This window comes from Nonomuraea sp. NPDC050383 (assembly GCF_044459125.1).
Taxonomy (GTDB): domain Bacteria; phylum Actinomycetota; class Actinomycetes; order Streptosporangiales; family Streptosporangiaceae; genus Nonomuraea.
The window spans coordinates 146,695-170,828 of sequence record NZ_JBITIP010000005.1; the positions used below are offsets into that span (position 1 = coordinate 146,695).

Sequence of the window (24,134 nt, forward strand, 5' to 3'; positions counted from 1 at the left end):
GGATTCCACCGGCCGCCTCGGCGTTTGGGTCAGGGTCTCGCGCGGAGCGCTCAGTGCTTGCGGCGGTGCTTGCCGCCGTCCTCGTCCGGCAGGAACTCGATCAGCGTCGCGTTGGGGTCGGGGCCGGCCGCGGGCGCCTGCCAGGGCTCCGCGTCGCCCGTCTCGGCGGCCGAGGCCGAGCTCACGGGGTGCTCCGGCGGCGCCTCGAACGGCGCGGCGCCGCCCGCCGGGATGTCGGCCGGCGGCTGCTCCGGCGGGACCAGCGGCTCGAACGGCGCCCGGTACGCCCCGTGGCGCTCCTCCTCGACCGGCTCGTTGCTGTAGAGCACCACCGGCTCGGCGGCCGGCTCGGGCGGAGGACTGGGCAGGCCGGGCAGCACGGGAACACCCGCGTCGGGCCCGCCGTACGTGTTCGGGTCCTGGTAGACGGCCCCGTACTGGAGCGGGCCGCCGGGATACGTCTGGACCGGCACGAAGCTGAGGATCGGCGCGTACGCCGTCGTACCCGGGTAGCCGTGCGGACCCGCGGCGGCGTAACCGGGACCCGCGGGGTAACCGGCGGGCGGCGGGTAGCCGGGACCCATGGGGTAACCACTCGGGTAGGGCCCGCCGGGCGGATAGCCGCCGGGGTACCCCGGGCCGCCCAGGTCGGGCCGGGGCACCTGCGGGCCGGCCCTGCGGACGGCCGCCGCGTGCGCCATCCGGCGCAGCCGCCCCTCGAAGATCAGCACCGCGAACAGCACCAGCAGCACCATGACCAGCGCCGGGATGCTGAGCTTGCGCGTCATCTCGGCCTGGTCGAACTCCGGAGTCGCGGCGCGCACCTCGAGCTGGACCGACTCGCTCGTCGAGGTCTCCTGCGGGGTGGTCGTCGGCGTCGCCGTGGGGGTGTCGGTGCCGGCGACGCTCGGCAACAGCAGGCTCTGCTCCTCCGTGGGCTCCTCGCTCGGCGACGCGAGCGGATCCTCCACCGAGGCCGACGTCTGCGGCGGCGGGACCACCGGCGGGAGGGTCTGGTCCGGGGTGCTGGGCGGCGGGGTGGGAGCCGTGCTGGTCCTGGTCTTCTTCGGCGTCGGCTGGGCCGTCTTGGTGGCGGGCGGCGACTTGGTGATGGTCTTGGTGATCGTGGTCTCCGGCTGCTCCTCAGGCGTGGGCAGCGTGGTGGTGACCGTGATCGTGACCTCTGGGGAGCTCTCGCAGAACTGGTCGGTGTCGCACGGATCGACGGCGGGATCGTAGGCCGACACCGAGGCGCTGGCGCTCTGGATGACGAACGGCGCGGCGCCGATGCCGGTCAGGCCCAGCGAAAGGACCATCGCGGAGACAGCCGTCGCTCGCGTGCGTGCCACCTGTGCCCTCCGCACGATCCGAAACCATGGTCATGAGGATCTTAATCGTCAAAGGAATCTTAGCCCGGTAAAAGGCACAGTAAAGACGGAAGTACCGCCAGATTCCCTGACAAATCCCGGCTAACCTGCGCGCAGAACCTCCTCGACCGCCCGCATGACCGGCAGGTCCGCCCCCAGCCAGGCCACGTCGAAGTACTCGCCGGGCGCCAGCCACCGCAGCGCCAGGTGCTCCTTGGCCTCCGGCGTGCCGGCGGCCAAGGAGCAGAGCCACACCCGCATGACGTAGCCCTCGGCCAGCGCCCAGTCGCCGCCGACCCGCTCCCCCACGGCGACCTCCACGCCGAGCTCCTCCCGGCACTCGCGCACGAGCGCCTCGGCCTCGCTCTCGCCCGGGTCCACCTTGCCGCCCGGGAACTCCCAGCCGCCGGCCAGCGCGGGCGGCTCGGCACGCTGCGCGGCGAGCACCCGCCTCCGCGCATCGACGATCACCGCCGCCACCACGACCACCGTCATAGCGTCCGCAGTTTCTTGAGCTGCTCGAGGGTGTCCGGGTTCTGCAGCGGCCGGGTGAAGCCCACGATGTTCGTACGCGACTCGTACGCCGTCACCTTGATCGGCCCGCACAGCCGGCACCGCGCCTCGATCATCTTCCCCTTCGACACGACCATCCCCACATGTCCCGGGTTATCGGGCGATGTGCCCGGCCCCGCGTTGAAGAACACCAGGTCGCCCGGCTGCTCGTCGCCCTGCGACACCTTCACGCCGTACGGCCACTGCTGGAACGTGGTGCGCGGGATGTGCAACCCCGCGGCCTGGTAGGCCGCGTAGATGATCCCCGAGCAGTCGAACGCGTCAGGACCCGTGCCGCCCCACAGGTACGGCTTGCCCCGCTGCTTCAGCGCGAACGCCAGGATCTTACCCACCACCTCGCTCGGCGCCGCCTCCACCAGCGGGTCGTCGCAGGCGCCGTCGGCCTCCGGCGGCTCCTGGACCTCGCCCGACTTGGCGTAGCGGCGGGCGATCTCCTCGACCTGGTCCACGTACCACCAGGCCCGGTTGTAGACGAACAGCGCCCGCCGCACGTTCTCCGGCGCGCCGTTGCGCTTGAGCATCTTGGCCGCGCCGAGGATCGCGTCGGCCGGGTTGTAGATGTCGCCGATCCCGTCACCGTCGCCGTCGGAGGCGTAGCCGTTGACCTGCGACGACATCGGGACCCTGGCCTTGCCGCCCCACGTGCTGATGAGGAACTGCATCGGCCCGGCCGCGCCCGCGTAGTTGGTGCCGCTCTTGACGCCGGGCAGGTCGGACCGGCCGTGGTCGGTCTCGCGCTTGCCCACGGCCGCCAGGATCGTCCACTGCACGCCCAGCTTCTCGCCGTTCTTCTTGTACAGCTCCAGGTAGTCGGGCGGGATGTCCGAGGCGGCCGAGTCGGACGCCTCCTGCGCCTTCGCCTCGCTCCCGCAGTCGGGCTGCTCCCCGCCGTTGCCGATGAACGACGGGATCGAGGTCATGAGCATCGGCGACACGATGACCAGCGCGAGCAGGACCGCCCCGGCCGCGCCGAGTGCCAGGGCCACGCGGGTACGTGAGAGGTTCACCCCGTGGTGTCCCCGTCCTGGCCCTCTCCGGCGGGTTGCAGGTCGAACACCCGCCAGTCGGTGCCCATCTCGCTCACCGTCACCGCGTAGTCGTCGGTGAGCTGCTTGTTCCCGCTCTTGGCGGTGATCTGCTGCGTGCCGGTGACGACGAGGACCACAGACGTCTTCTCCACCGACCTGATCTCCTTCACCTTGGCCGTGGCCGTGGACACCACCTCGTCGGCGCGGTTGCGCTCGACCGTGCCGGGCGAGGTGAGGGTGCGTGCCAGGACGGCGCCGAGGTCCGCCGTGGCGAACGCCTTGACCCGGTCGGCGTACGCCGCCGGGTCCTCGTCGTAGCGGAAGGTGCCGTACGCGGCGGTGAACCGCTCGGCCAGGTCGGCCGACGCCGCGAGCTGCTCCTTCGACATCGGCAGGTACGCGTAGATGTCGAACGGGGCGTCGCTGGCCGTCGCCAGGGGCGTGCTGCGCGGCACGGTCACCACGCCGCTCGGCGTACGGCCGGCGACCGGCTTCTCCTCGGCGGATTCGCCGGAGCCGGGCCACATCGTCACGTAGAGGCCGACGGCGGCGATCACCACCACGATGGCGGCGAACGCCAGCCCCCGCTTGTCACCGGGCAGGGCCATCGTCAGTCCCTGTCCTGACCGCCGGGCTTGAGCCAGAACGGCACGTCCGGCTCGTGACCGCCGGAGCCGTTGCCGCGGCGGCTGGGCAGCCACAGCGGCGGCGGCTCCTCCGCGCGGCTTCGCGGCGCGTCGGCCGGCCGCGACGACCCGCCGAAGATCCCGCCGCCCGAGGAGCCGCTGCTCGACGACCGCCGGCCGCCCGAGTCGCCCCACCGGGAGCCGCCCGAACGCGACCCGCCGGAACCGCCGGACCCTCGCGACCTCGACCCGCCGCCGAACAGCCCGCCGCCCGAGCCTCCGGACCGTGACCCGCCGGACCGTGACCCGCCGGACCCCGAGCCTCCGAAGATCCCGCCGCCGGAGCCGCCCGAGCCGCCCGAGCCGCCGCCGCGCGACGCCCAGCCACCACCGGACCGGCCGCCGAACCAGCCACCACCGCCTGACGAGCCACCTGATGAGCCTGCGCCACCGCCGTCACCGCCGGTGTTGCCGCCGCCACCGCGGTTGCCGCCGCCACCCGCTCCCGCCAGCCGGGACACCGCGCCCGCGCCGCCCGACACCCGCGGACCGGTCCCACCGGACACGCGCGGGCCCGACCCGCCCGACGCACCGCCCGAGGCGCCACCCGTCGCACCACCGGCCGCGCCGCCCGCCGCCCGAGCTCCGCCCGGGGTCGCGGCGCCCCGCGTGCGGGCCGGCGTCCCGCCGAGGTTGAGCGGCGGCGCCGAGCCCGGACGCGGCGCCGGCACCTGCCGGGACGCCGCCTTGCCGCCCTGCTGGTCGGTGGCCAGCGGAGCCGCCGTGGCGGGCACCCGCGTGCCCTGCTGCCCGCCACCGGCCGCCGCCTCCTCGCCGCGGGCCCGGCCCTGCGCCACGGCCGAGGCCGCCGCCGACCCCGCCGCCGCGCCGGTCGCGGCGGCCTGGATGAGCGGCTCCGCCTTGCGCACGCCCCAGCGCCCGATGCGGGCCGAGGCCACCGGCGGCAGCGCCACGGCCGACCGCTCCAGCGTGCGGGAGCTGGCCGCCTCGCCGAGCATGCGGGTGGCCAGCGTGTGGCCGTTCATCGAGGCGAACAGGTGCTGGAACGGCCTGCGGTAGAAGAACACCGCGATCGTCAGCAGGGCCATGAACAGGATCTGCAGCCCCCACGGCATCGCCGTGGAGATGATCAGCGCATAGCCGTACACGAGCACGCCGAGCACCAGCGCGAGCACGGCCTGCCGCAGCAGCGTGCCGACGAGCATCTCCACCCAGCGCATCGCGATGATGCGCCCGCTGCCCGGATGCACGCCGATCAGCAGGAACACCGGTCCCATGATCAGCAACAGCAGGAAGCCGACCTTCAGCACCAGCAGCGACACCGCCACCAGGAAGATGAGCACGCCCGCGACCAGGGCGGCGATCAGCGCGCCGATGGCCACGCCGAGCCGCGACGTCCAGTCCTTGCCCTGGAAGATCGCGAAGCGTGGGTCGCTCTGGAGCTTCTCCGCGATCTCGGCGTACTTCGCCTGGTGCGCCGCCGGGTCGGCGGCCTGCTGGCCCGCCGTCGGCGCCGGGATAGCCTGCGTCTCCAGCATGAGCCGGCCGTAGTCGCGCACCACGGGCGCGTTCGGGTCGGCCGTGCCGAACAGGCCCACCAGCCACGGCTTGCAGACGAGCGTCGACCACAGGGCGTCGGCGTTCTGGTCGACCCCCGGGGTGCCCGTCTGGCCGTAGCCGCCGGCCTTCACCTGCGGGTTGGTCTGGCCGGGACCGGGCAGGCAGGAGGCGCCGCCCGCGCCGGGCAGACCGGAGAAGGCAGAGTTGACCACCTCGCCGGTCTTGTCCGTGACGATCTTGCCGAGGCCCGTGAAGTCGCCCGGCCGGCTGAAGAACCAGGTCGCGACCGTGACGGCCAGCACCATCCAGATGACGCCCTCGGCCGTCGTCGTGGCGCGCTTGCGGATCAGCCCGTACCAGGCCAGCCAGATCGCGCCGAGGATCACGATCGGGCGCAGGAACGGCCAGTACATCGCCTCCGACAGGTTCGTGACGATGTCGTCCACCACGTTCTTGATGGACTGGAGCGGCCCCTCCGTGGCGGCGGCCTGGTAGGTGGTGATCGTCACCCGGTCGATCGCCTTGGCCCACAGGAAGACCGTGTTGGCCCAGCCGTTGCCCAGGACGGCGACGATGTCGGAGCAGCCCAGCCCGTACGTGTGCCAGAACTGGCCGCTCATGCCGAACTGCGCGTAGTTCGTGGTCGCCGCCGGGACCGTGCCCTCGGGAGGCGGCGGTGAGATCATGCCGTCGACGCCGCTGCCGATCACCTCGGGGGTGAGCGCCGGCGACAGGTCGCACGGGGCCGCGGCGGCCGGCGACATGCCACCCACCACGAGCGGGACCACGAGGATGCCCGCGATCAGGGCCAGCGCGAGCGCGAGCCGCCTGGGTAGCCGGACCTTCATGACCGTACCTCCTGCGCTCGGCCCACTCCCCCTTGAAGATCATGCCCGCTGTCGCCGGGTTTGTCGTGCGTCGGATTCGTGTCGAGCCAGCGCAGCAGCTCCTCCGAGATCAGGTCCACTGCGATGCGGCCGGCCCGGCCGTCCAGATCACGGAACACGCACTCGCCGTTGCCGAGCGAGCGCAGCACCGCCTTGTGCTCCTCCGACGGCTCCACCCCGAGCAGGGACATGACGTGGTCCACCTCGACCCGCTCGGTGGACCGGAACGCGAACACCGACGACAGGCAGTTGGTCACCTGCTCGTTCAGCAGGTCGCCGGCGTTCTGCGAGACCAGGACGAGCGCGGTGTTACGAGACCGGCCCATCCGGCTGACCTCGGGCACCAGCTTGGCGCCCTCGGGCGTCGACGTGATCGCCCACGCCTCGTCCAGGAAGATCGCCTTCGGGGCGCGGCGGTCGAGCCCGTTCATCAGCCGCCGCGCGAACTGCGACACCAGGTAGAGCAGCGCCACCGACAGCCGCTGCTCGTAGGAGTAGTCGTCGCGGGTGGTGGCCGCGTCCGGCAGCGTCAGCCCGCCCAGCGTGAACACGGTCGTCCAGCCCTCGCTGTCGATCTGGTCGCCGCCCGACGGGTCGAAGCACAACCGCGCCAGGTGCATCTCCGACATCGAGCGGAGCACGGCCCCGAGGTTCTTGGAGGCCGCGTCCTCCGACTGCTCCAGGAACTCCACGACCTTGCCCAGCGACGGGTCCGGCGCGTTGGACACGGCGGCGACGGCCTGGATCATGGCCGACTCCCGCTCCTCCGACATGCGCGGCAGCAGCAGGCGCAGCGTCTCCGTGGCCATGGTCTTCTTGGCCGCGATGTCGTCGCCGAACGAGAACGGGTCCAGCAGGCCCGGCGCGGCCGAGCCGAGCGGGATGATCCGCGCCCTGCGCCCCCGCTTCTGCAGGAGCTGCACCAGCGACTCGGCGTCGCCCTTCGGATCGATCACCGCCACCGTGACGCCGCGCAGGGCCATCTGGTAGATCATCAACAGCGCGAGCGTCGTCTTGCCGCCGCCCGGCTCGCCGGTGATCGCGATGGCCGTCGGCCGGTTGCGGGTCGCCGCGACCAGCGGGTCGAAGTGGACGATGCTGCGCGCCCGGCCCACGGTCTCGCCGATGTACGGGCCGTGCCAGCCCTCGCTGCCCTCGCCGAGCCGGTCGCCGAGGTCGACCGTCGCCGTGGACATGCCGCCCGCGATCGTACGCAGCGGCTGGCGCTGGGCGTAGGCGTTGACCCGCACCTTCTCGCCCGGCAGCGCCTCGCAGAACAGCGAGAACTGGTCGCCCGTCGAGTTGACCACGTCGATGCCCATGTCGCGGTAGTGCTCGACGACCGCCTCCACCCGCTGCACGCAGATGTCCTCGGTCGGGGCCGACACGATGAGGCGGTGCCAGCCGTACACGAAGGGCAGCCGCTCCTTGGTGATGCCGTGCTCCAGCATGCGGGCCGCGTCGATCTGCTCCGCCAGCGCGATCGGCGCCTCCGCGCCCGCCTCGCGGATGTGGATGTCCATGTCGCGGGCGTGCGCCAGCTTGCGCGCGACGTCCTTGGACGCCTTCACCGGCGGGATCAGCCGCATCCGTGACGAGATCTCCACCGGGAACGGGAGCTGGTCGGCGAAGTGCATCCACGGCTCGCCGTCCGGGAACGGCATGAGGTCGGGGAAGCGGGCGAACGACAGGTGCGCCACGTACGAGTCGCCCTGCGGCTGCACGATCCGCAGCAACGACCGGCCGTTGTGGATCTCACCCTCCACCAGCGACTCGATCTCGCCCCTGCCCCAGCGCCGCTTCGAGCTGGCCGACGGCGGCGGATCACCGATGCCGCCCGCCGCCGCGTGCTGGAACAGCCACGCCACCTCGACGGAGGTGGCGTGACGGGCGTACAGGGCGCTGGAGGCCAGCGCCCTGCCGAGCCGCTCGGCCTGCTCCGTCCAGCGGGCGATCTCACTGTCCGGCACGTGGTCGTCGGCGATGCCCAGCACCTTCTCGGTGCGCTGGTAGAAGCCGAACAGCTGCGACAGCACGCCGCCGCCGATCTGCCGGCCGCGCGGGCCGAGCCGGACGCCGAGGTACACCTCTTTCGTCCAGAAGTCCTTCGCCCAGACGTGCCGGTACATCTCCTCCAGGTAGTCGCGCCAGCCCGGCCCCTCGTCGGACGTGCCGTTCAGCGTCATCGCCCACTCCGCCGCGGGGTACGTGCGGTGCGCCACCCGCAGGTGGACCTCGGCGTCCGGCATCCTGATCGCGGCCAGCGCGATCGTGATGTTGGTGGCCAGCGCCTCGCGTTCCTCGGGCGTGACGAACTCGTAGCTGACCGTCGGCAGGCGGAAGTACGCCCATGCGCTGGTGTCCGTGAGCAGGATGCGGTCGTCGAAGTAACGGACCGCGAGGCGCTGGTGCGCTCTGGACGCCCGGCTCATGCCACCCCCTCGGCGCATGAGCCGGGCGTCCACGCTCGCTCGTTCACTTAACGCTCACCGATTCTCGTGCCGGGGGGGTCACTCGCCAACTCCTCTTCGCTCACTCGGACGGACTGTGCCGCGAAGCCCGCGACCACCACGCCGGCGAGGGCCAGGTAGGCCCGGCGACCGGCCGCGCGCAACTGCCCCGGGTCGGCGATCCCCGCGCCCCCCGGCGCCAGGTCGTCCTCCCAGGGGACCCGGACGATGGCCCGGCACCTGCCGCGGGCCACCGCCTCCGCCTGCTCGACGTCGGACATCGAGCGCCTGCTCACCCCGTTGACCACCATGACGGCCCGCCTGCGCAGGTCCGCGCAGCCGTGCCCGTCCAGCCACTCGTACGTCATCGCCACCGCCTCCGCGGCCTCCTCGCTCGCGGGGACCACGAGCACGAGCTGGTCCGCGTACGGCAGGACGCGGGCGGCCAGCGCGGCGGCCGGGTCGACGACGGTCAGCTTGTAGTGACGGTCGAGCAGGTGGATGGCCTGGCCGAGGCGGTGGTCGGAGAACAGCGTGCGGTCCGACATCCGCCGCTCCGCGTCCGCGTCGGTGTCGGCCCCGATCACCTCCAGCCCGGAGGCGGTGCGGGTGGTGTAGCCCCGCATCGACAGGTAGCCGCCGACATGATCCAGCCCGGCCAGCAGCGAGGCCAGCGTCTCGGGCGTCTCGGGGGTCACCCTGCTCGTCATGGTCTCGCCGCCGGTGTTGGCGTCGACGGCGATCACCTTGTCGTCGCGGTGGCGGGCCAGGGTGTGGCCCAGCATCAGCGCGGTCGTGCTCTGCCCGGCGCCGCCGGTGCAGCCGAGCACCACGATGCGGCGGCTGCCGCTGAAGACGGCGCGGGCGCGGGCCTCGTCGATCTCGGACCCGTCGCTGCGCACACCGCCGCCGCCGACGACGACCTGCGCGATGCGCCGCCACCCGCCGGAGTCGCGCCCGACGACGGACTCGACCCTCCGCACCCGCCCTTCCCGGCTCCCGGCCGCCCCCACGACGCGCTGCCCAGCCCCTTGCCCAAGCCCGCCCTCACGGGAGGCGGCCTCCTGGGGGGCGGTCTCCTGGGGGGCGGTCTCCTGGGGGGCGGTCTCCTGGGGGGCGGTCTCCTGGGGGGCGGTCTCACGAGGTCCGGCCGCACGGGGACCGGCCTCACGAGGTGCGGCCGTACGGGGTCCGGTTTCACGAGGTCCGGTTTCACGAGGTCCGGTTTCACGAGGTCCGGTTTCACGCGTGGCGGACTCGCGCGACCCGCCCTCACGACCAGCACTCTCGCGCAGGCCGCTCTCAGACGCGCCCCGCTCAGACGCGACCGTCTCGGACACCGCCGTCTCAGACGCGACCGTCCCGGACATCGCCGTATCGGACGCAACGCTCTCGGACGCAACGCTCTCGGACATCGCCGTCTCCGACGCAACGGTCTCGGACACCGTCGTCTGGGAGACGGCCGTCCTGGACGCACCCGTCTCGACCGCCGTGGGCCCTTCGTCGGCCGCTTCCTCCTCGGGAGCCGTCACCGGAGTGGCAGCCCCTTCTGCGCGCGCCTGCGCGACGGCCGCCCCCTGCTCCTGCCCAGCCTCGGCGTGCTCAGCTTCCGCGTGAGCAGACTCGGCCCTGTCGCTCTCCGGCTGGGCGTGCCCGGTCTCGGGGTGAGCCCGCTCCTGCTCGGCCTCCGACTCGCGGTGCTCCTGCTCGGTCGTGGCCTGCTCGGTCGTGGCCTGCTCGGGCTCGGTGTCGGCCTGCCCCTGCTCGGGCTCGGCCTCGGAACGGCCGAGAACCGGTGGGATGAGACGGACCGGCTCGGAGTCGGGACCGAGCGGCGGCCACACCTGCCTGGGCGGTTGCCCCTTGCGGTGTTGCATGCGGGCCGCCTCGTCATCCCCCGGACGCTCACCCGTGAGACGACGATCGTCCCCTGCCTCCGCGCCGGGGCCAAGGTCCGCGGCGCCGCTCTCCACGGCAGACCCGTTGGAGCGCGGCGGTGCGGGGAGGTCGGTGCGGGGGTTGGGCGGTGTGCGCAGAGTGGGCGGCGCAGGAAGATCGGGCTGGGGGGCGGCCCCGGTCTGGGGGCCAGGGAGCGCGGGTGAGGCACCACGGGTGGGCGCGGAGGGCTGCGGGTCGGCGCTGGCCGCGAGCTTGCGCAGCCGGCGAAGGGCCTCCGTGTCGATGGGCTTGCCCACCACGGGCTCCTGCCGGGCCCCGGACCGCTTCTCACGCCGCGCGCCGGACTCCCGCTCCTCACCCTGGGCGGGTGGGCGTACCGGCTGCGGGTCGGTCCGGCGCTCACGGACCGGCTGCGACGTCTCGGCCGCGGTCCGGCGGGCGGGCCGGCCGGTTCGCGTCTCGCCCGGGTCGGCGGAACTGACGTCGCCCTCCCCGGGCCCGCCCTCAGGCGTGGACCCGGCGTCCTGCCGTGCCGCCTCGTCGCCGTACAGCTCGCCCCAGCGAACGGGCGCCGGCTCTCCGCGTACGGTGACCTCTCCCTCCACGTGGACGTCACCGCGTACCGTGACGTCGCCTCCGACCGTGACGTCGCCCCGCAGCGTGACCGTGGAGGACTCGCCCTGCACGGTCACCGGCTCCTCGCGAGCGGCGGCGACCGCGGCGGCGGTGCCGAGGGCGGGGGCCGTGCCGCGCCGGGAGGCGGCGCCGCGGGCGGCCCGGCCGGTACGGGTGGCGGCGACGGCGGTGGCGGACGTGGGCTCGGCGACCGGGGCCTGCGCGGCGGCGGCGGCCGCGGCCGCGACGGCGGGACGCACCGCGCGCGGCCCGGCGGGCGCCTCGACGACCCGGGACCCGCGCTGGGCGGCGCGCGCCTTGCGCGCCTTCTTCACGCGTACCGGGACGGGCGCGGTGTGCCAGACGCGGCCGGAGAAGGTGATCGCCTCGGGCTCGGACATGGGCGCCAGGCGGTACCAGGCGCGCGGCTGCCCGAGGTAGCGCAGCTGCGACTCCAGCAGCTCGGTCAGGCGCTTGCCCTCGATGACGGGACGGGTGGACAGCCAGGTGACGATGCCCGGCGGCACCAGGAACAGCACGTGCCACGGCATCGCCACGGGGACGCCGACGAGCACCAGCAGGAGCGACCACGGCACGAACACTCCGACGAACACGCCTATCCAGACAATGGGCAGCGGCATCGGCAGCCGTAGGTCGTACAGCTTGTAGAGCCGCTTCTCGATGCGCCAGATATTCGTGTACGTGGGCAGGTCCACGCGGTCCTCCTCTCCACCCGCTCGTTCATGACCGCCATGGAGCGGTCTCAATCCTCTACTTGATGCCTAGGGCACCCGCGATCGCCTTGGCCGTCACCTCGATGATGTTGGGCACGTAGAAGATCACGCCGATGGCCACGGCCAGGATCAGGAACTGTACGAACCGGGTGATCTCGCGGGTGAAGAGGAAGAACAGCGCGACCACCGACACGACGACGAGGAAAAGCGGGGCGAAGAAGGCGCGCAGGAAGTCGGCGAGCCCTTCGGTGTTGACGCCGGTCGGAGCGGGCGACGGCGTCATCTCGATCAGGTTGAGCACTATGGTTTTCAAGATCACTTCTTGTCCTCCCGGGGGGTGCCGATCAGCAGCGCGGTCGTGCGTCTATCCAACGGCCCGACCGGCGCCGCGGATGTCCTTGACGTACCACTTGTCGCCCTGCTTCTCGACGGTGAGGCGGTAGCCCTGCTCGATGCGGCCGGCCGCCGCGCTCGCGTCGGCCGTGGGTTCGGCCGTCGGTGTGGCGCCGGGCACGACCCACACCACCACTGCCTCGACCTCTCGGGTGGCACCCCCCACAGGCACCACGAGCTCCTGCAACCCGCCGAAGGTGAACGCCCCACCGAAGCTCGGCAGGGTCGTGCCGACGGCGAGATAACGCTGCAACCCCTCGGTGTCCCCTGAGGCGTAGCTCTTGAAGAAGCCCTCCAGCTGGGGCTTGAGCTCGGCCTCCGCGACGTCGTCGGTCTCGGCCGCGGCGACCTGCGGAAGGTCGGCGGGCGCGGGCGCGGGCAGGATCGCCGGCCTGCCCGAGACGACGAACCTGCCGCCGGCGTCGTCGCCGGAGTAGTAGATCGGCACGGACAGCAGCATCCTGCGCGTGCCCGACTGGAAGGCGACCGCGACGACGGCGTTGCTGGCGTCGCTGGCCTGGATGTCGTACGGCTGGATGGCGACGGCGGCGAACTTGCCGTTGCCGTCCCAGCCGAGCTGGGGCGCCATGCCCTCGGCCAGGAACGCGGCGAGTTTGCCCTGCCTGCTCGTGGCATCGGCGGGACTGAAATTCAGATAGACGCCCGCGAACTGGGCGGCGAACGCCATGCCACGCTGGGTCGGGAATCCGTTGCCGGTCTCGGTCACCGCATTCGGAGCAGGGGCGTTTTCCTGGGTGAATCGCTCAAATGGTGCACGGACCCCATTGACCACGATTACCACGATAAGCGCCCAGAGAATGGCGCGGCCCATCCAGACCAGCCAGCGTCCGCCACCACCCGACCAGCGCCCGCGACGGGGCCGCCGCGAGGGCGGCGGATCGTAGTCGGCGAGATCCGGGCGTGCCGAAAGCTCGGGGTCGCCAGCGATCCGAGGACCGTGCTGGACGGTTGACCTACGAGCCATCACGCCTCCGCTCGCGCCAATCCCCCCGGCTGGCGCGGTGTCGTCCGTTGCCGATCCCCATCATCCGTGGTGAAGCAGTCACCCTATCCGGTCTCCGCCATTGTTCCAGGAAAGCCACGCCCATGCTGCAGGCATCGCCGCCCGGGGGCAAACCGAGTACGCATGACACGCCGGAGTGTTGGTTCTTGCGGCAAACGTCCGGAATAGGCTTTTGACCAGGCCAGACACCTTCTGTCGCATTACCCGGTGGCCAGAGGTTCCTGTCCAAAGGGCGCAGGGACTGTCGCGACCTGCGCATTTGGTATAAGACGCCCAGCCGCACGCCCCGACGGGCGTGCGGCACCGTCACCGCCGCTGCCGAGCGACAGGTGGTCACCAGGATGGCGTTACGCGCTCCGCGTACACGCCAGGGTGCTCAGGCGGGCTCCCGGCGCTCCCCGCGCACACGCCGAGCGCCTCACACCGGGCCGCCTCAGACCGATTCACGGGGCCGCGTGGACGCGGGCCGCCTCAGGCCGACTCGCGGGACCCCGCGTGGACGCGGGCCGCCTCAGGCCCGCTCGTGGTCGCCCGGGGAGGAGATGCCGCGCAGGGCGCGCAGGTGGTCTCCCGCCGGGGCGGGCAGGTCACGGCGGGGCACCGTGCGCTCGAGGGTGCCCCGCAGCTCGGCGAGCATGGCGGTGGCGTCGCGATCGCGCATCCGCGCGGCCAGTTCCTCCCGCTCGTCCGCCTTCCTGCGCAGGTACGCCTCGCGGTTGACGCGCAGGCCGTACATGAGCTCCACCCTGAGCAGGGCGAGCTCCTCCTCAAGGGTGATGCCCGTGAGCGAGGGTGCGGGACGTCGTTTCCGGATGATGCGACGGATCATGAGGGCCCTCCCGAGTCAGCGTGAACGCCGTGACGATTCGACGCGCAGGTGCCCCATGCGGTTGACGTCTCATCTTTCCACGACCACGAGTCCTTCCAGGAGCCGCCGTCCTCCCGGGAACCGAGCCGTCAGCCGAGCGTGCCGCTCCCCGCCCGTTCCAGCTGGTGCGGCATCTGCCAGCCCTCGGCCAGGCGCGACGGCCGCAGGTTGGAACCGCCGCCGAAGAACTCGCAGAACTTCATGATCAGCGGGTCCCACCCGACCGGGTCCACGTAGTGCGTCCCGGGGATGATCAGCTCCTCCTCCACGTGCGCGCGCACCACCCTGACCTGGAAGGCGGTCGCGTTCCCGTCCGGGCCGCCGAACGCGTGGGCCTCCTCCACGACGCATTCGAGCTGCACCGGGCACTCCAGCACCCGCGGCGCCTTCACCAGGTCGGCCGCCTGCTCGGTCAGCCCCGCCACCGCGAACTTGCCGCGCTCGTGCCGGTAGCCCTGCTCCACCCGGCGGGGGGAGACCGCCGGGTTCGCGGTCAGCAGCGCGAGCCGGTCGACGGCGTCCACGAGGGTGGACGGCACGAGGTTGAGCACGCACTCCCGCTCACGGGCGAGGTTGGCCGCGGTCTGGGAGCTGTTGCCCACTCCCAGCATGGCGTGGTCGCCCAGCCACCAGGCCGACGACATCGGCATCAGGTTGGGCGAGCCGTCCTCGTTGCGTGAGCCGATCAGCACCACCGGAGTCCCGAAGTAGAGCACCTTCAGGTCGGAGATCGTGTGCATTCTTGCTGGTCCTCAGCTTTCCCGGATCGAGGTCGAGTCGGGACGACTCTCCCCGATCCGGGCGCGGGACGCCGGTGGAAATCGGACCTCGCATCACGTACGACCGCAGAGGCCCCAGGGGTCCATCACACGTTGAAGCGGAAGTTCTGCCTCGAATCGCTGACCTGCGTAAACGCCCGGACACCTAGCTTGACCTGCGCCTTCGTGCGTTGGCTAGCGTTGATCGTGTTCGGGCGTTTTCGATGATCCTGCGGACTGGGTGCGGACTGCGTCCGTCGCTTCCTTCACCTTGCCGTCCCGGATGCGGGCGATGTACTCGCGCGACCAGTCGACGCTCCGCCCGATTCGAGACAAGCCCTCGCCGAGGGCGAGGTGCTTGTAGATGCCGGCGAACAACGCCGTCCGCGCTCGGTCGTACTCCTCGCGCAGGGTACGGAGTTCCGGGATCTCATCTTTAGCCATGCCGCCATCGTCCCACAACTTTGGCCGCAAACAAGGGTTGCCTACATTGTTGACGCCGCCCCGTTTCTGGTCCTAGTGTCAACTCTGTTGGCTATGAAAGTAGCGGGCTCGTCGGGTGTGCGACCACCTGACGAGCCCTTGATCACCACCTGCTCGCACAGGAAGAGATCCAATGACCCAGCTTACGATCGCCCCGGCCGGCCCGATCGCCGTCCCCGCCTTTCGGCTCCTGGCGTGGGTGTGCGCGATCTGCCGCATGGCTGGTCTCCCGGCGGTCTTCGTCGACGTCAAGGACGGCCAGCCGGTCTACGCCTGCTCGGGCTGCGGCCGCCGGGACGTGCCGCCGGCCCACACCGCCCCGGCCGCCGCGACGGCGGGGTGCCCGCCGTGGTGCATGACCGACCACTCCAACGGCGTCGACGTCGAGCACGAGGGCGCGATGCGGGACCTGGCCGAGTCATCCATCGCCCAGGGCGACCGGTTCGGCGACGTCGTCGCCCAGCTCCGCCAGGAGCCCGGCGAGGCCGCCAGGGTCGCGCTCGCGGTCTGCACCGACCGCGGCGACCAGGAGGCCGAGATCAGCTTGGAGGAGGCTCTCCAGGTGGCCTACGGGCTCATCAACGCGGTGTCCGCCGCCCGCGCGGCGTCCCGATAGCAGAACGGCCCGGCCGGGAAGTGACGTTCCCGGCCGGGCCTCGACCCATCACCTGCCTACACAGGAGACGAATCGTGTCCCACAACGTACCGCCAACCGCCCGCCCGTGCCCCCTGCCGTGGTGCGAGCACGACCACGCCAGCGGGCCCGACCTGCACTTCCAGGTGATCGCCGACATCGAGGGCGACCGCCAGGGCGTCGAGATCCGCTACGTCGTCGCCGGCCCGGGCGCCCAGCCCCACCTGAAGGTGCTCTACGGCCCCGACTGGGCGCCCGCCAACACCCTCGACATCCCGCTGCCGGCCGCCACCGCGCTCGCCGACATCCTCCGCCTGCTCACCCTGCACACCGTCGCCGACTTCGTCTCCGCCCTCGCCCGCGGCTCCAAGGGCCCCCACGCGCCGCGGAGCACACAGTGGTGAAGCGCGACTGGATCCTCATCATCTCGGTGGTGCTCGTGGCCGCCTCCACGGTCATCGCGTCGTTCACCGCTCAGGCCGGGCTCGGCGACCTGGCCGGGTGGACGGCCAGCGCCGGAGCGTTCGGCGTCGAGCTGCGCCTGTCGTGGCTGCTGCCGCTCACGGTCGACGCCTACGGCGTCGCCGCGACCCGGATCGCCACGAACAAGCTGGCGTACTCGGCGGAGGTGCGCCGGCACGCGTTCGGCCACGCCCTCGCCGCGGTCGCGGTGTCGGTGGTCGCCAACGCCGTCTACCACCTCATCGAGGCGCACGTGATCGTGCTCGGCGGCGCGGCGTGGCTGCTCGTCGTCGCCGTGTCGATCGTCCCGCCGGTCGCGCTGGGCGGCCTGGCGCACCTGTTGAGCGTGGCCGCCCGGGACGAAGTCGAGACCGTACCTGAGGGCGTACCTGCCGTACCCGCAACCATGGGCGAGAGGCCCACGGTTGACGTCGAGCGAGTCGAGAACCCGCCCGAGATCACGCCGCCGCAGGGCGAGGAGGTGCCCTCGGTTCTGCGGTTCCCTTTCCCTGTACCTGCCGTGTACCCGCCCGTACCTGCCCAGCTCACGCGGGTTCCCGACGCCGGGAAGCCGGGCAAGAGCGGGGGCGGCGAGCCTCCTGCGACCGACGATGAGGTACGGGCGGGTACGGCCGTACCGGAGCCGCCGCCGATCGTGCGCCGGGCCGTCGAGGAGTTCTCCGAGGAGCTGCGCGGCGGGCAGACGCCGGCGGTGCGCGAGATCAAGTCGCGGCTCGGCGTAGGTACGGACCGGGCACGCGAGGTACGGGCGTACCTCGACCAGCTCGCGGCGGTGGGATCGTGACGGCCACCGACGTCTTCTCCCGCCCGCAGACGCCGGCCGGGTTCTGGGCCAAGCCGCCCGGCCGCGCCCGCCGCGCCGTCCGGGCCCTCCGGCACGGCAAGTACGGCCGCCGCTCGGTGAAGCTCGTCTACAGCGTCGGCAGCGCGCCCGTGGCCGGCACGTCGTCGCTGGCGCGGGTGGCGTGGAAGTGGATCCGGGCCGACGACTACGCGGGCACCGACGACTACGTGTTCCGGGAGAAGGTCCGCACCCGCCGCCGCCGTACCGCCTGGATGGCGGGGCTCGGCTACCTCGCCTCGACGGCAACCGCGACCGCGCTGTGGGATCCCCGCGCCCCGTATCTCGCGGTCGCCGCGGTGGCCGCCACGGGCTCGCTCGTCGAGGCGCGCAAGCGGCTCGCGGGCCGGCCGACGCCGTTCAAGCTGCCCGGCAGGAAGGGCGGCACCCCGCAGGAAAACACGGTGGTGCGCGCGGCGATCGCCGCCAAGCTCGGCAAGGCCGACGGGATGTGCCTGGCGTCCCCCGTGTTGACGCAGGACGGCGGCTGGTCCACCGTCCTGCAGCTGCCGCCCGGCCAGCGCGCCCGGCACTGCCTCGGCAAGGAAGCCGACTTCGCGAGCGCGCTCGGCGTCGGCGAGTCCCAGGTGGTGTTCGACCTGGTCGATGAGCACGCCGGCAGGCTGGTGGTGTACGTGGCCAAGTCCGATCCGTTCCTGAAGGTGTACCCCTCGCCGCTGCTCGGCCGTACCGAGCCCATGGACTTCTGGGCCGGGGTGCCGGCCGGGGTGAACGGCCGCGGCCAGCCTGAGCGGCTGCGCCTGGTCGACGCCTCGCTGCTGGTGGCCGGCGAGCCGCGGGCCGGCAAGTCCGCCGCCGTGAACGGCATCATCGGCGCCGCGGCGCTGGCGGTCACGCCGAAGATTCACCTCTTCGACGGCAAGGGCGCCGGCGACCACCGGCCGTGGAGGCGCATCGCGCACACGGCGGTCAAGCGGAACGCGCCCGCGCTGCTCGCCCACCTGAAGAAGATGCAAGACCAGATGGAGCGGGTGTTCGACCTGCTGGACGAGAACGGCGGCTCGACCAAGCTCACGCCTGAGTTGTGCCGCCGGTTCGGCGTCGACGTCGAGCTCACGGTGGTCGATGAGACCAGGTACTACGTCTCCTCGCCGCTCGGCGAGGAGATCGTGGAGGCCATGGTCGACATCGCGGCGCGCGGCCCGGCGGCCGGCGTGCTGCTGGTGCTCGCCTCGCAGCGGATGACGGTCGACGCCATCCCCGGACCGCTGAAGGGCGTCTGCTCGCTGCGGTGGGCGATGCGCTGCCCGGACAAGACGGCCTCCAACGCCGTGCTCGGCCAGGGCGCCGCCGGCGCTGGCTACGACGCCTCGGAGATCCCGCGCTCACACCGCGGCGTCGGCATCCTGGACGCGGACGGCTCCGACCCGGTCAAGCTCCGCAGCTACTTCCTCAACGACGAGGGCTCCGACCTGGTCGACGTCGCCACGGTCGCGTACGAGCTGCGGCGCGCGGCCGGCACGCTGCCCCCGCAGGAACAGGGTGTGGTCGAGGCGGACCCCGTCGAGGCGATCCTTGCCGCGTTCGACCAGGCCGACCGGATGCACACCGCGGACCTGGTCGAGGCGCTCGGCCCCGGCTGGACCGCGGCCCGGATCGCCGAGGTGCTCAAGCCGTACGGCGTCACCCCGCGAGACGTGAAGATCGACGGCGTCAACCGCAACGGCTACCGCCGCCAGGACATCGCAGCGCTGTTCGCCGCCGCCTGAGCCGGGTCTACCCAGGCTCTACCCGCCGATCAGGGTCTACCCGGCCTCTACCGTCGCTGACCTGCACGGTAGGGGCGGTAGACCCGATCCGGCCCCCCACGAAATCGGCTCCTGGAAGGGGCGCCCCCTATGGAACTCCTGCTCGTCATCGTCACCGTCACCGTGCTCGTCCTCTACGTGGCGTGGGACCGGGCCCGCCACCCGAAGAAGTCCTGCCGCGCCTGCAAGGGCTCCGGCCGCAAGACGTCGCGCCTCAACGGCCGGGCGTACGGCATCTGCCGGCGATGCGGCGGCAAGGGCTCGCTCGCGCGTTAAGCCTCGTCCGGCCAGTCGTCTGCTGGCCGGACGTACACGCCTTTCTGCGGCAGGACGCTCACCCAGCCCTCGTCGCGCAGCACGCCGATCGCCCGCCGCACCGAGCCGATCGACACGCCCAGCTCGTCGGCGAGACGCCGCTCGGCCGGGATCGGCATGCCCGGCTGGTACTGGCCTGCCTTGATCCGGCTTATCAGCTCGTCCGCAACCTGTCGCCACACGTAGGCGTCCGGGCGAAGTTCCATGCACTGCACGCTACTGACCTGCGGTGATGGCCATTCCAGCAGGTTGCAGCACACTGCACTATGTAGCAGGGGTAGCAGTGTGTAGCAGTGGGGTGCAGACTGAGCGCGGACATAGTTCGGGCCCGCCCCCGCGGAGTGAACGCGAGGAACGGGCCCTCGATCGGACGATGGAGGTCCGACCCATGAGCGAGCGTAACCCGCTCCAGATTCCCGAGTGCGACGTTGAGACCGACGCTGACGGGATCCACCACCTCAAGCACCGCAGCAGCCAAGAGACCGCCACCGCTTCCACCCCAGAGCAGGCCCACGTGCAGGGGGCGATCCTGCGCTCTCACGCGGCCCTCACCCGCGAGCTCCAGATCTGGACGGGAGACCTGCCGTGAGCCCGAGCTCGCGGTGGTGGGTGCCCAGGACCGGCACATACCGGCTCGTCCAAGACGGGGACGGCTGGTATTGGATCTACGAGGGCGGCGTGCGGCACTCGCGCCGCTCCGTGCAGGTCACCGGCCCGGACGGCATGAAGATCCTCGAAGCCGTGGTCGATCTGCTTAACGGCGAGCTGAAGGACATGCGCCTCATGCTGCCCGCATTCCAGGTGTATCTGCACTACCTCTGGTAGTGCCCAGGCTCCCGGCGTGGACTGCGCGCGCCGGGCCGGCGGCCCCGCCCGACCTTGGGGGGTATCGGGCGGGGCCGATCTGTGTCACGGACCCTTCGAGCCGAGCCGCGCATACAGGTAAGCGGCCGTCGCGTCCGCGTCTGCCCGGTTGGTGACGTTCAGGTTCTCTACGTTGATCAAAGACCCGGACCGGCCGGCCGCACCGCTTCCTGAACTCGCGGCCGAACCGCCGGTGTCCGCAGTGGCCATAGGCGCGATCATCGACGCGGACATCCTCTGCGGAGCCGACACGCGGGAGTGATTCGTCGCCCCTGGAGAAGGTGGGATCACGGAGCCGAGCGACCCGCGGCCCGGCGCCGGCGGGATCACAGAGCCGAGAGACCCGCCGTGCGGCGCCGGCGCCGGCGGGATCACACTGCCCAGCGAACCCCGGCCGGTGCTCGACGCCTTGCTGCCGGGCTTCGGCGGGATGACGCTCCCCTCAGAACCGCCGGTGCCCGGCTTCGGCGGGATGATCGACCCCTCGGAGCCGCCGGTGCCCGACTTCGACTTCGACTTGGACGACGTCGAGGAGGTGCGAGCCTGACCGATCGCCCCGGCCACGTCCATGGCCGCGTCCCGCAGCTTGGTCGCCGCCTCGACGATCAGGTTGGCAGCGGCCGTCACCTGGTCGCCCAGGACGCCCACGGAGTCGCCGACCGTCTGCGATCCCGACTGCCACGCCTCGACCATCTGCCCGCCCACCTCGCCGACGCTGGACACCGCGCCGGTGAGAGACCCGGCCGCGCCGAGCGTGTCACCCAGCATCGACGTGGCCGAGTCGAGCGACGTCGAGATCGTCACGTTGGCGCCGTCGACGCTCGTGGTCAGATTGGTGACCGTGGTCGCGGCCTGCTTGTTGTACACCTCCAGGCCGAAGTCGCCGGCCACCTCGCCGAGCAGGGAGATCGCCCGGCTCCGGTACTTGGGGTCGAACGGGATGAACGCCTCGGGAGCCGATCCCTCCCCGTAGAGGATGGTCGGCTTGGTGGCGATGTGCGGCGGCGGACTGTACTTCCCGCCGGCGGCGAACCGCTGCACCCCGCCCGAGGCGTAGCGTTCGATGCCGCCCATCGCGCGGTTCTTCTGCTCGATCGCCGCACGCCCCGACGGACTGTCGTAGATGGTCCGCACCCGGGTCGAGACGACCTTGCCGTCCAGCTCGTTCAGCTTGCGCTGATACTCCTGGATCAGGCCCAGCGCTTCCTTGCCGCCCGGCGTCTTCACATCCGTCTTGACGTTGCCCGGGATCAGGCCGAGCTGGTCGGCCAGGCCCTTGGCCTGCGTCTTGGAGAAGCCCATCTTCTCCGCGAGCTGGATGAACGCGGTCCGCTGCGTGCCGAGCTTGGCCGTCACCTCCGACAGCGGGGTGCCCTGGTCGATGAGCGCCTGCCGGTAGCTGTTGGCCGACTGCGCCAGATTGATCAGCGCCTCGCGGTTGGCTCGGCCCTTCTCAGTGCTGGTCGACGTCGCCTCGCCGTTGGTCTTGACCGCCGCGGTGGCGTCGTCGACCGCCCGCTTGTAGCTGATCTCCGCGGACATGGCGTTCGTCGTCAGCCCGACCAGCTGCCCCAGAGCGCTGTGCAACGTGGACACGCTCGCCGCCGCCGCGCCGGCCGACTGGCCCATCTGCCCCAACGAGCCGTTCGCCGCCGCCGTAGCCTGCTCGGCCGCCGCCACCGCGTTCGCGTACTCCGGGAACAACTCCTTCAACCGCGCCGTAGGCACGCCCGCCTCCGACGCTCGCAGCGCGAGCATCTCGAACGAACGAGCCGCCTCCTCCGGCCGGCCGCCCTCCACCAGGCGGGCCAGACCGGCGTCCACGTTGTCGATCGCCTGGCGGCCGTTGTCGATCGTGACCACGTCGAACGAGTCGACGAACCCGGCCACGCTGTTGGTGGCCTTGTTGAACGGGTCGTCCGCCGTGAGCCGTACCGCGCTGTCGATGAGCGTCTCGACCTGATTCGACACACCGGCGATCTTCGGCTTGAGCTGATCCAGCAACTCGGCCGAGGGCTTACCGCCGGCGCCGAAATCGGCCAGCCCACGCGACAGCTTGTCGAGGTTCGGATTGAGGCCCATCAGCGAGTCGCTCAACTGGTCCGCGCCGACCGCGATCGCCGCCACCGCGGCGGCGACCCCGCCCGCCTGCAACGTGCTGCCCAGACCGCCGAGCTTGCCCTTGGCTGTGTCCGCGGCGCCGCCGAGCCCGCCGAGCTTGCCGGTGAGGTCCGACCAGAAGCTGGCCACCTTCAGCCCGGCCTGGGCGCCCTTGACGGCCAGGATGGCGAGCGCGATCAGCCGGATGTGCTCGGGGTCCATCCCGGCGACGATCGAGGCAAGCAGGTTCAGCCCAGACATCGAGCCGACGCCGAGCGGGATCACCGCCTCGCCCACGTTGCCGAGCGCGGAGGCGAGGTTCTTGACGAGCTCCCACGCCTCCGGCGCATTCTCCTTCACGAACTGGACGAACTCGCGGAACTCGGGGCTCGTGTCGAGCTGCTGGCCCCAGTCCGCGAACGCCCGGGTCGCAGCCTCGACCCCGCCCACCACGGTGGGGGTGAACGGCAGGAACGCGTCGATGATGCCGGCGACGCCGGTGCCGACGTTGAGGAGGCTGTTGCCGAAGCCGCTCACCGCGGTCGGCGCGGCCACGCCCAGATTGTGCAGGAACTGGGTCCAGAACGGCCCGTTCAACGCGGCCTGCGCGTTCTTCTCCAGTCCGACGAACGACGACGCCGTGCCCGCCACCAGCGGCGAAATCTTCGGCAGCGTCGTCGACATCAGGTCGAGCCCGCCCGCGATGGCCGGGACCACCTCAGGGTTGAGCGAGCGCTGCCAGCCGAGGTAGACGTCGGAGAACTCGGCCCACTTCTGCGCGAGCTTGTACTCCTCCGGGCTCAGCTTGGAGAAGTCGGCCGACTCCACCGCTTCCTTGACCCGGTCCATCGTGGCCGCGACGACCACCTTGAAGCCCGCCACACCGGCGCCGGCAGCGGCGAACGCGCCGCCCATGCTGACCGCGCCCGCCGCGACAGCGCCAAGCACGGGCGTGGCCGTGCCGAGGGCACCGAGCGCGAGGGTGACCTTCCCCAGGTCAGCGAGCGCTTCCTTGCTGTCGGCGTCCACGTGGAGCTTGACGTCGCGCCCGTCCAGGCGCCGCACCTCAGCCTCCACGGCCGCCAGGTCCTCAGTCGCCTGCTGGATCCCGGCCCGCACCTCGAACGAGGCGCCCTCCTCCAACAAGAGCAACTCGCCATGAAGCCGCTGCATCTCCATCAGCGCGTGATGCGGGTCGATGTCGACGCCGATGGTCTGCTTGCCGAGCTTCTCCAACTCGTGCCGAACCTGGGCCAACTTGACCTCAGCAGGCGACGAGTCCGCGTCGATCTCGATCTTCGGCAGCGCCGCAGTCGCGGCCTCCAACTTCTTGCGGAACCCGGCTGCGAACCCCGACGACGTCGTCAGTTCCCGGTTCAGTCCCCGCAGATCACCCTTGACAGCCGTCGTGCCAGAGGTGAAGCCCTGCGTGTTCAAACGCAAGCGGACGCTCACGGTCCTATCAGCCATCCGCGCCGCCCCCAGCCGCCAGCACCTCAGCGATAAGCGCCTCAACCTCCGCCACCGTGGCGCCATGCCGGTCCGCCATCACTGCCACGGTCGCCTCTCGAGCCCGATCGAGCACATCCACCAAGGCCACCACCGAGCCCGGCAAGGTCGCCCGCCAGTACTTCAGCATCTCGTGCAACGCCCCCAGGTCGTGAGCGTCGAGAGCGTCCACCGCGCCGGCCAGCCCCGCCCAAGCGACCGCGGCCTGCCCCAATTCCCTGTTCAACTCCATCGCACCTTCCGTAGATTCGTCCGAGAAACCCCAGATCAGCGCCACCGCCAGCACCACCGGCGCCTCGCGCAAAGCCGTTCAGCTGCGGCGCCAGCGCAAAC

At 71.7% G+C, this 24,134-nt stretch carries 22 protein-coding genes; 7 read left to right on the forward strand and 15 right to left on the reverse strand.

Annotated features, from left to right (window positions below; genetic code table 11):
• Window positions 1-50 precede the first annotated feature (50 nt).
• The 12 genes from ACIBG4_RS14815 to ACIBG4_RS14870 form a co-directional block, all read right to left on the reverse strand.
• Window positions 51-1,349, reverse strand: a complete 1,299-nt coding sequence (locus tag ACIBG4_RS14815; RefSeq protein WP_397202227.1) for a hypothetical protein — start codon at window positions 1,347-1,349, stop codon at window positions 51-53.
• A gap of 120 nt (window positions 1,350-1,469) precedes the next feature.
• Window positions 1,470-1,862 carry a (deoxy)nucleoside triphosphate pyrophosphohydrolase gene (locus ACIBG4_RS14820; RefSeq protein ID WP_357631933.1) on the reverse strand — a complete coding sequence of 131 codons (393 nt, stop codon included), beginning with the start codon at window positions 1,860-1,862 and terminating at the stop codon, window positions 1,470-1,472.
• Window positions 1,859-2,947, reverse strand: a complete 1,089-nt coding sequence (locus tag ACIBG4_RS14825) for an NlpC/P60 family protein (RefSeq protein WP_397202228.1) — start codon at window positions 2,945-2,947, stop codon at window positions 1,859-1,861. Before ACIBG4_RS14825 ends, ACIBG4_RS14820 begins: the two co-directional genes overlap by 4 nt.
• Window positions 2,944-3,576 carry a hypothetical protein gene (locus ACIBG4_RS14830; RefSeq protein WP_397202229.1) on the reverse strand — a complete coding sequence of 211 codons (633 nt, stop codon included), beginning with the start codon at window positions 3,574-3,576 and terminating at the stop codon, window positions 2,944-2,946. Before ACIBG4_RS14830 ends, ACIBG4_RS14825 begins: the two co-directional genes overlap by 4 nt.
• Before the next feature lie 2 nt (window positions 3,577-3,578).
• Window positions 3,579-6,023 (reverse strand): type IV secretion system protein, encoded by a 2,445-nt coding sequence (locus ACIBG4_RS14835; RefSeq protein ID WP_397202230.1) that lies wholly within the window; start codon window positions 6,021-6,023, stop codon window positions 3,579-3,581.
• The gene (locus tag ACIBG4_RS14840; protein ID WP_397202231.1) at window positions 6,020-8,494 is read right to left on the reverse strand and encodes an ATP-binding protein; all 2,475 of its coding nucleotides are present in this window, start codon (window positions 8,492-8,494) and stop codon (window positions 6,020-6,022) included. The genes ACIBG4_RS14835 and ACIBG4_RS14840 overlap by 4 nt, the downstream gene beginning before the upstream one ends.
• 47 nt (window positions 8,495-8,541) lie before the next feature.
• Window positions 8,542-11,742: a TcpE family conjugal transfer membrane protein gene (locus ACIBG4_RS14845; RefSeq protein ID WP_397202232.1), complete on the reverse strand. Its 3,201-nt coding sequence runs from the start codon at window positions 11,740-11,742 to the stop codon at window positions 8,542-8,544.
• A gap of 55 nt (window positions 11,743-11,797) precedes the next feature.
• Window positions 11,798-12,043: a hypothetical protein gene (locus tag ACIBG4_RS14850; RefSeq protein ID WP_205303807.1), complete on the reverse strand. Its 246-nt coding sequence runs from the start codon at window positions 12,041-12,043 to the stop codon at window positions 11,798-11,800.
• 81 nt (window positions 12,044-12,124) lie between these two features.
• On the reverse strand, window positions 12,125-12,841 hold the full coding sequence (locus tag ACIBG4_RS14855; RefSeq protein ID WP_310709760.1) for a conjugal transfer protein: 717 nt from the start codon (window positions 12,839-12,841) through the stop codon (window positions 12,125-12,127).
• Between the two features lie 847 nt (window positions 12,842-13,688).
• Entirely contained in the window at window positions 13,689-14,006 is a 318-nt protein-coding gene (locus tag ACIBG4_RS14860; protein WP_310709759.1) for a hypothetical protein, read from the reverse strand.
• Window positions 14,007-14,134: 128 nt separating this feature from the next.
• A complete protein-coding gene (locus ACIBG4_RS14865; RefSeq protein WP_397202233.1) occupies window positions 14,135-14,785 on the reverse strand; it encodes a flavin reductase family protein in 651 nt (216 codons plus the stop codon).
• Window positions 14,786-14,998: 213 nt separating this feature from the next.
• Entirely contained in the window at window positions 14,999-15,247 is a 249-nt protein-coding gene (locus ACIBG4_RS14870; RefSeq protein WP_397202234.1) for a hypothetical protein, read from the reverse strand.
• 172 nt (window positions 15,248-15,419) lie between these two features.
• Between ACIBG4_RS14870 and ACIBG4_RS14875 the strand changes: the two genes are divergently transcribed.
• From ACIBG4_RS14875 to ACIBG4_RS14895, 5 genes are all read left to right on the forward strand, one after another.
• Window positions 15,420-15,902: a DUF6907 domain-containing protein gene (locus tag ACIBG4_RS14875; protein ID WP_397202235.1), complete on the forward strand. Its 483-nt coding sequence runs from the start codon at window positions 15,420-15,422 to the stop codon at window positions 15,900-15,902.
• A gap of 74 nt (window positions 15,903-15,976) precedes the next feature.
• On the forward strand, window positions 15,977-16,324 hold the full coding sequence (locus ACIBG4_RS14880; protein ID WP_397202236.1) for a hypothetical protein: 348 nt from the start codon (window positions 15,977-15,979) through the stop codon (window positions 16,322-16,324).
• Complete coding sequence (locus ACIBG4_RS14885) at window positions 16,318-17,187, forward strand: hypothetical protein (protein WP_397202237.1); 870 nt, start codon at window positions 16,318-16,320, stop codon at window positions 17,185-17,187. The genes ACIBG4_RS14880 and ACIBG4_RS14885 overlap by 7 nt, the downstream gene beginning before the upstream one ends.
• The gene (locus ACIBG4_RS14890) at window positions 17,184-18,974 is read left to right on the forward strand and encodes an FtsK/SpoIIIE domain-containing protein (protein WP_397202238.1); all 1,791 of its coding nucleotides are present in this window, start codon (window positions 17,184-17,186) and stop codon (window positions 18,972-18,974) included. The genes ACIBG4_RS14885 and ACIBG4_RS14890 overlap by 4 nt, the downstream gene beginning before the upstream one ends.
• A gap of 129 nt (window positions 18,975-19,103) precedes the next feature.
• On the forward strand, window positions 19,104-19,289 hold the full coding sequence (locus ACIBG4_RS14895) for a hypothetical protein (protein ID WP_397202239.1): 186 nt from the start codon (window positions 19,104-19,106) through the stop codon (window positions 19,287-19,289).
• Here ACIBG4_RS14895 and ACIBG4_RS14900 read toward each other — a convergent pair.
• Window positions 19,286-19,534, reverse strand: a complete 249-nt coding sequence (locus ACIBG4_RS14900; protein ID WP_397202240.1) for a winged helix-turn-helix domain-containing protein — start codon at window positions 19,532-19,534, stop codon at window positions 19,286-19,288. The two genes, ACIBG4_RS14895 and ACIBG4_RS14900, sit on opposite strands and share 4 nt — an antisense overlap.
• 182 nt (window positions 19,535-19,716) lie before the next feature.
• On the opposite strand from ACIBG4_RS14900, the gene ACIBG4_RS14905 reads away from it, so the two are divergent.
• Window positions 19,717-19,917: a hypothetical protein gene (locus tag ACIBG4_RS14905; protein WP_397202241.1), complete on the forward strand. Its 201-nt coding sequence runs from the start codon at window positions 19,717-19,719 to the stop codon at window positions 19,915-19,917.
• Window positions 19,914-20,153 (forward strand): hypothetical protein, encoded by a 240-nt coding sequence (locus tag ACIBG4_RS14910; RefSeq protein WP_397202242.1) that lies wholly within the window; start codon window positions 19,914-19,916, stop codon window positions 20,151-20,153. Before ACIBG4_RS14905 ends, ACIBG4_RS14910 begins: the two co-directional genes overlap by 4 nt.
• Before the next feature lie 84 nt (window positions 20,154-20,237).
• Here the strand turns inward: ACIBG4_RS14910 and ACIBG4_RS14915 are convergent, their stop codons facing one another.
• Together ACIBG4_RS14915 and ACIBG4_RS14920 are read right to left on the reverse strand one after the other, a co-directional pair.
• On the reverse strand, window positions 20,238-23,735 hold the full coding sequence (locus ACIBG4_RS14915; RefSeq protein WP_397202243.1) for a hypothetical protein: 3,498 nt from the start codon (window positions 23,733-23,735) through the stop codon (window positions 20,238-20,240).
• A 19-nt stretch (window positions 23,736-23,754) separates the two neighbouring features.
• Window positions 23,755-24,105 (reverse strand): hypothetical protein, encoded by a 351-nt coding sequence (locus tag ACIBG4_RS14920; protein WP_397202244.1) that lies wholly within the window; start codon window positions 24,103-24,105, stop codon window positions 23,755-23,757.
• Window positions 24,106-24,134: the final 29 nt, after the last annotated feature.

Excerpts from the sequence above, each read along its gene's own strand:
- ACIBG4_RS14820 (WP_357631933.1), bottom strand. The coding sequence starts at position 1,862 with ATGACGGTGGTCGTGGTGGCGGCGGTGATCGTCGATGCGCGGAGGCGG.
- ACIBG4_RS14830 (WP_397202229.1), bottom strand. The coding sequence starts at position 3,576 with ATGGCCCTGCCCGGTGACAAGCGGGGGCTGGCGTTCGCCGCCATCGTG.
- ACIBG4_RS14835 (WP_397202230.1), bottom strand. The coding sequence starts at position 6,023 with ATGAAGGTCCGGCTACCCAGGCGGCTCGCGCTCGCGCTGGCCCTGATC.
- ACIBG4_RS14840 (WP_397202231.1), bottom strand. The coding sequence starts at position 8,494 with ATGAGCCGGGCGTCCAGAGCGCACCAGCGCCTCGCGGTCCGTTACTTC.
- ACIBG4_RS14850 (WP_205303807.1), bottom strand. The coding sequence starts at position 12,043 with ATGACGCCGTCGCCCGCTCCGACCGGCGTCAACACCGAAGGGCTCGCC.
- ACIBG4_RS14855 (WP_310709760.1), bottom strand. The coding sequence starts at position 12,841 with ATGGCGTTCGCCGCCCAGTTCGCGGGCGTCTATCTGAATTTCAGTCCC.
- ACIBG4_RS14860 (WP_310709759.1), bottom strand. The coding sequence starts at position 14,006 with ATGATCCGTCGCATCATCCGGAAACGACGTCCCGCACCCTCGCTCACG.
- ACIBG4_RS14865 (WP_397202233.1), bottom strand. The coding sequence starts at position 14,785 with ATGCACACGATCTCCGACCTGAAGGTGCTCTACTTCGGGACTCCGGTG.
- ACIBG4_RS14870 (WP_397202234.1), bottom strand. The coding sequence starts at position 15,247 with ATGGCTAAAGATGAGATCCCGGAACTCCGTACCCTGCGCGAGGAGTAC.
- ACIBG4_RS14875 (WP_397202235.1), top strand. The coding sequence starts at position 15,420 with ATGACCCAGCTTACGATCGCCCCGGCCGGCCCGATCGCCGTCCCCGCC.
- ACIBG4_RS14895 (WP_397202239.1), top strand. The coding sequence starts at position 19,104 with ATGGAACTCCTGCTCGTCATCGTCACCGTCACCGTGCTCGTCCTCTAC.
- ACIBG4_RS14900 (WP_397202240.1), bottom strand. The coding sequence starts at position 19,534 with ATGGAACTTCGCCCGGACGCCTACGTGTGGCGACAGGTTGCGGACGAG.
- ACIBG4_RS14905 (WP_397202241.1), top strand. The coding sequence starts at position 19,717 with ATGAGCGAGCGTAACCCGCTCCAGATTCCCGAGTGCGACGTTGAGACC.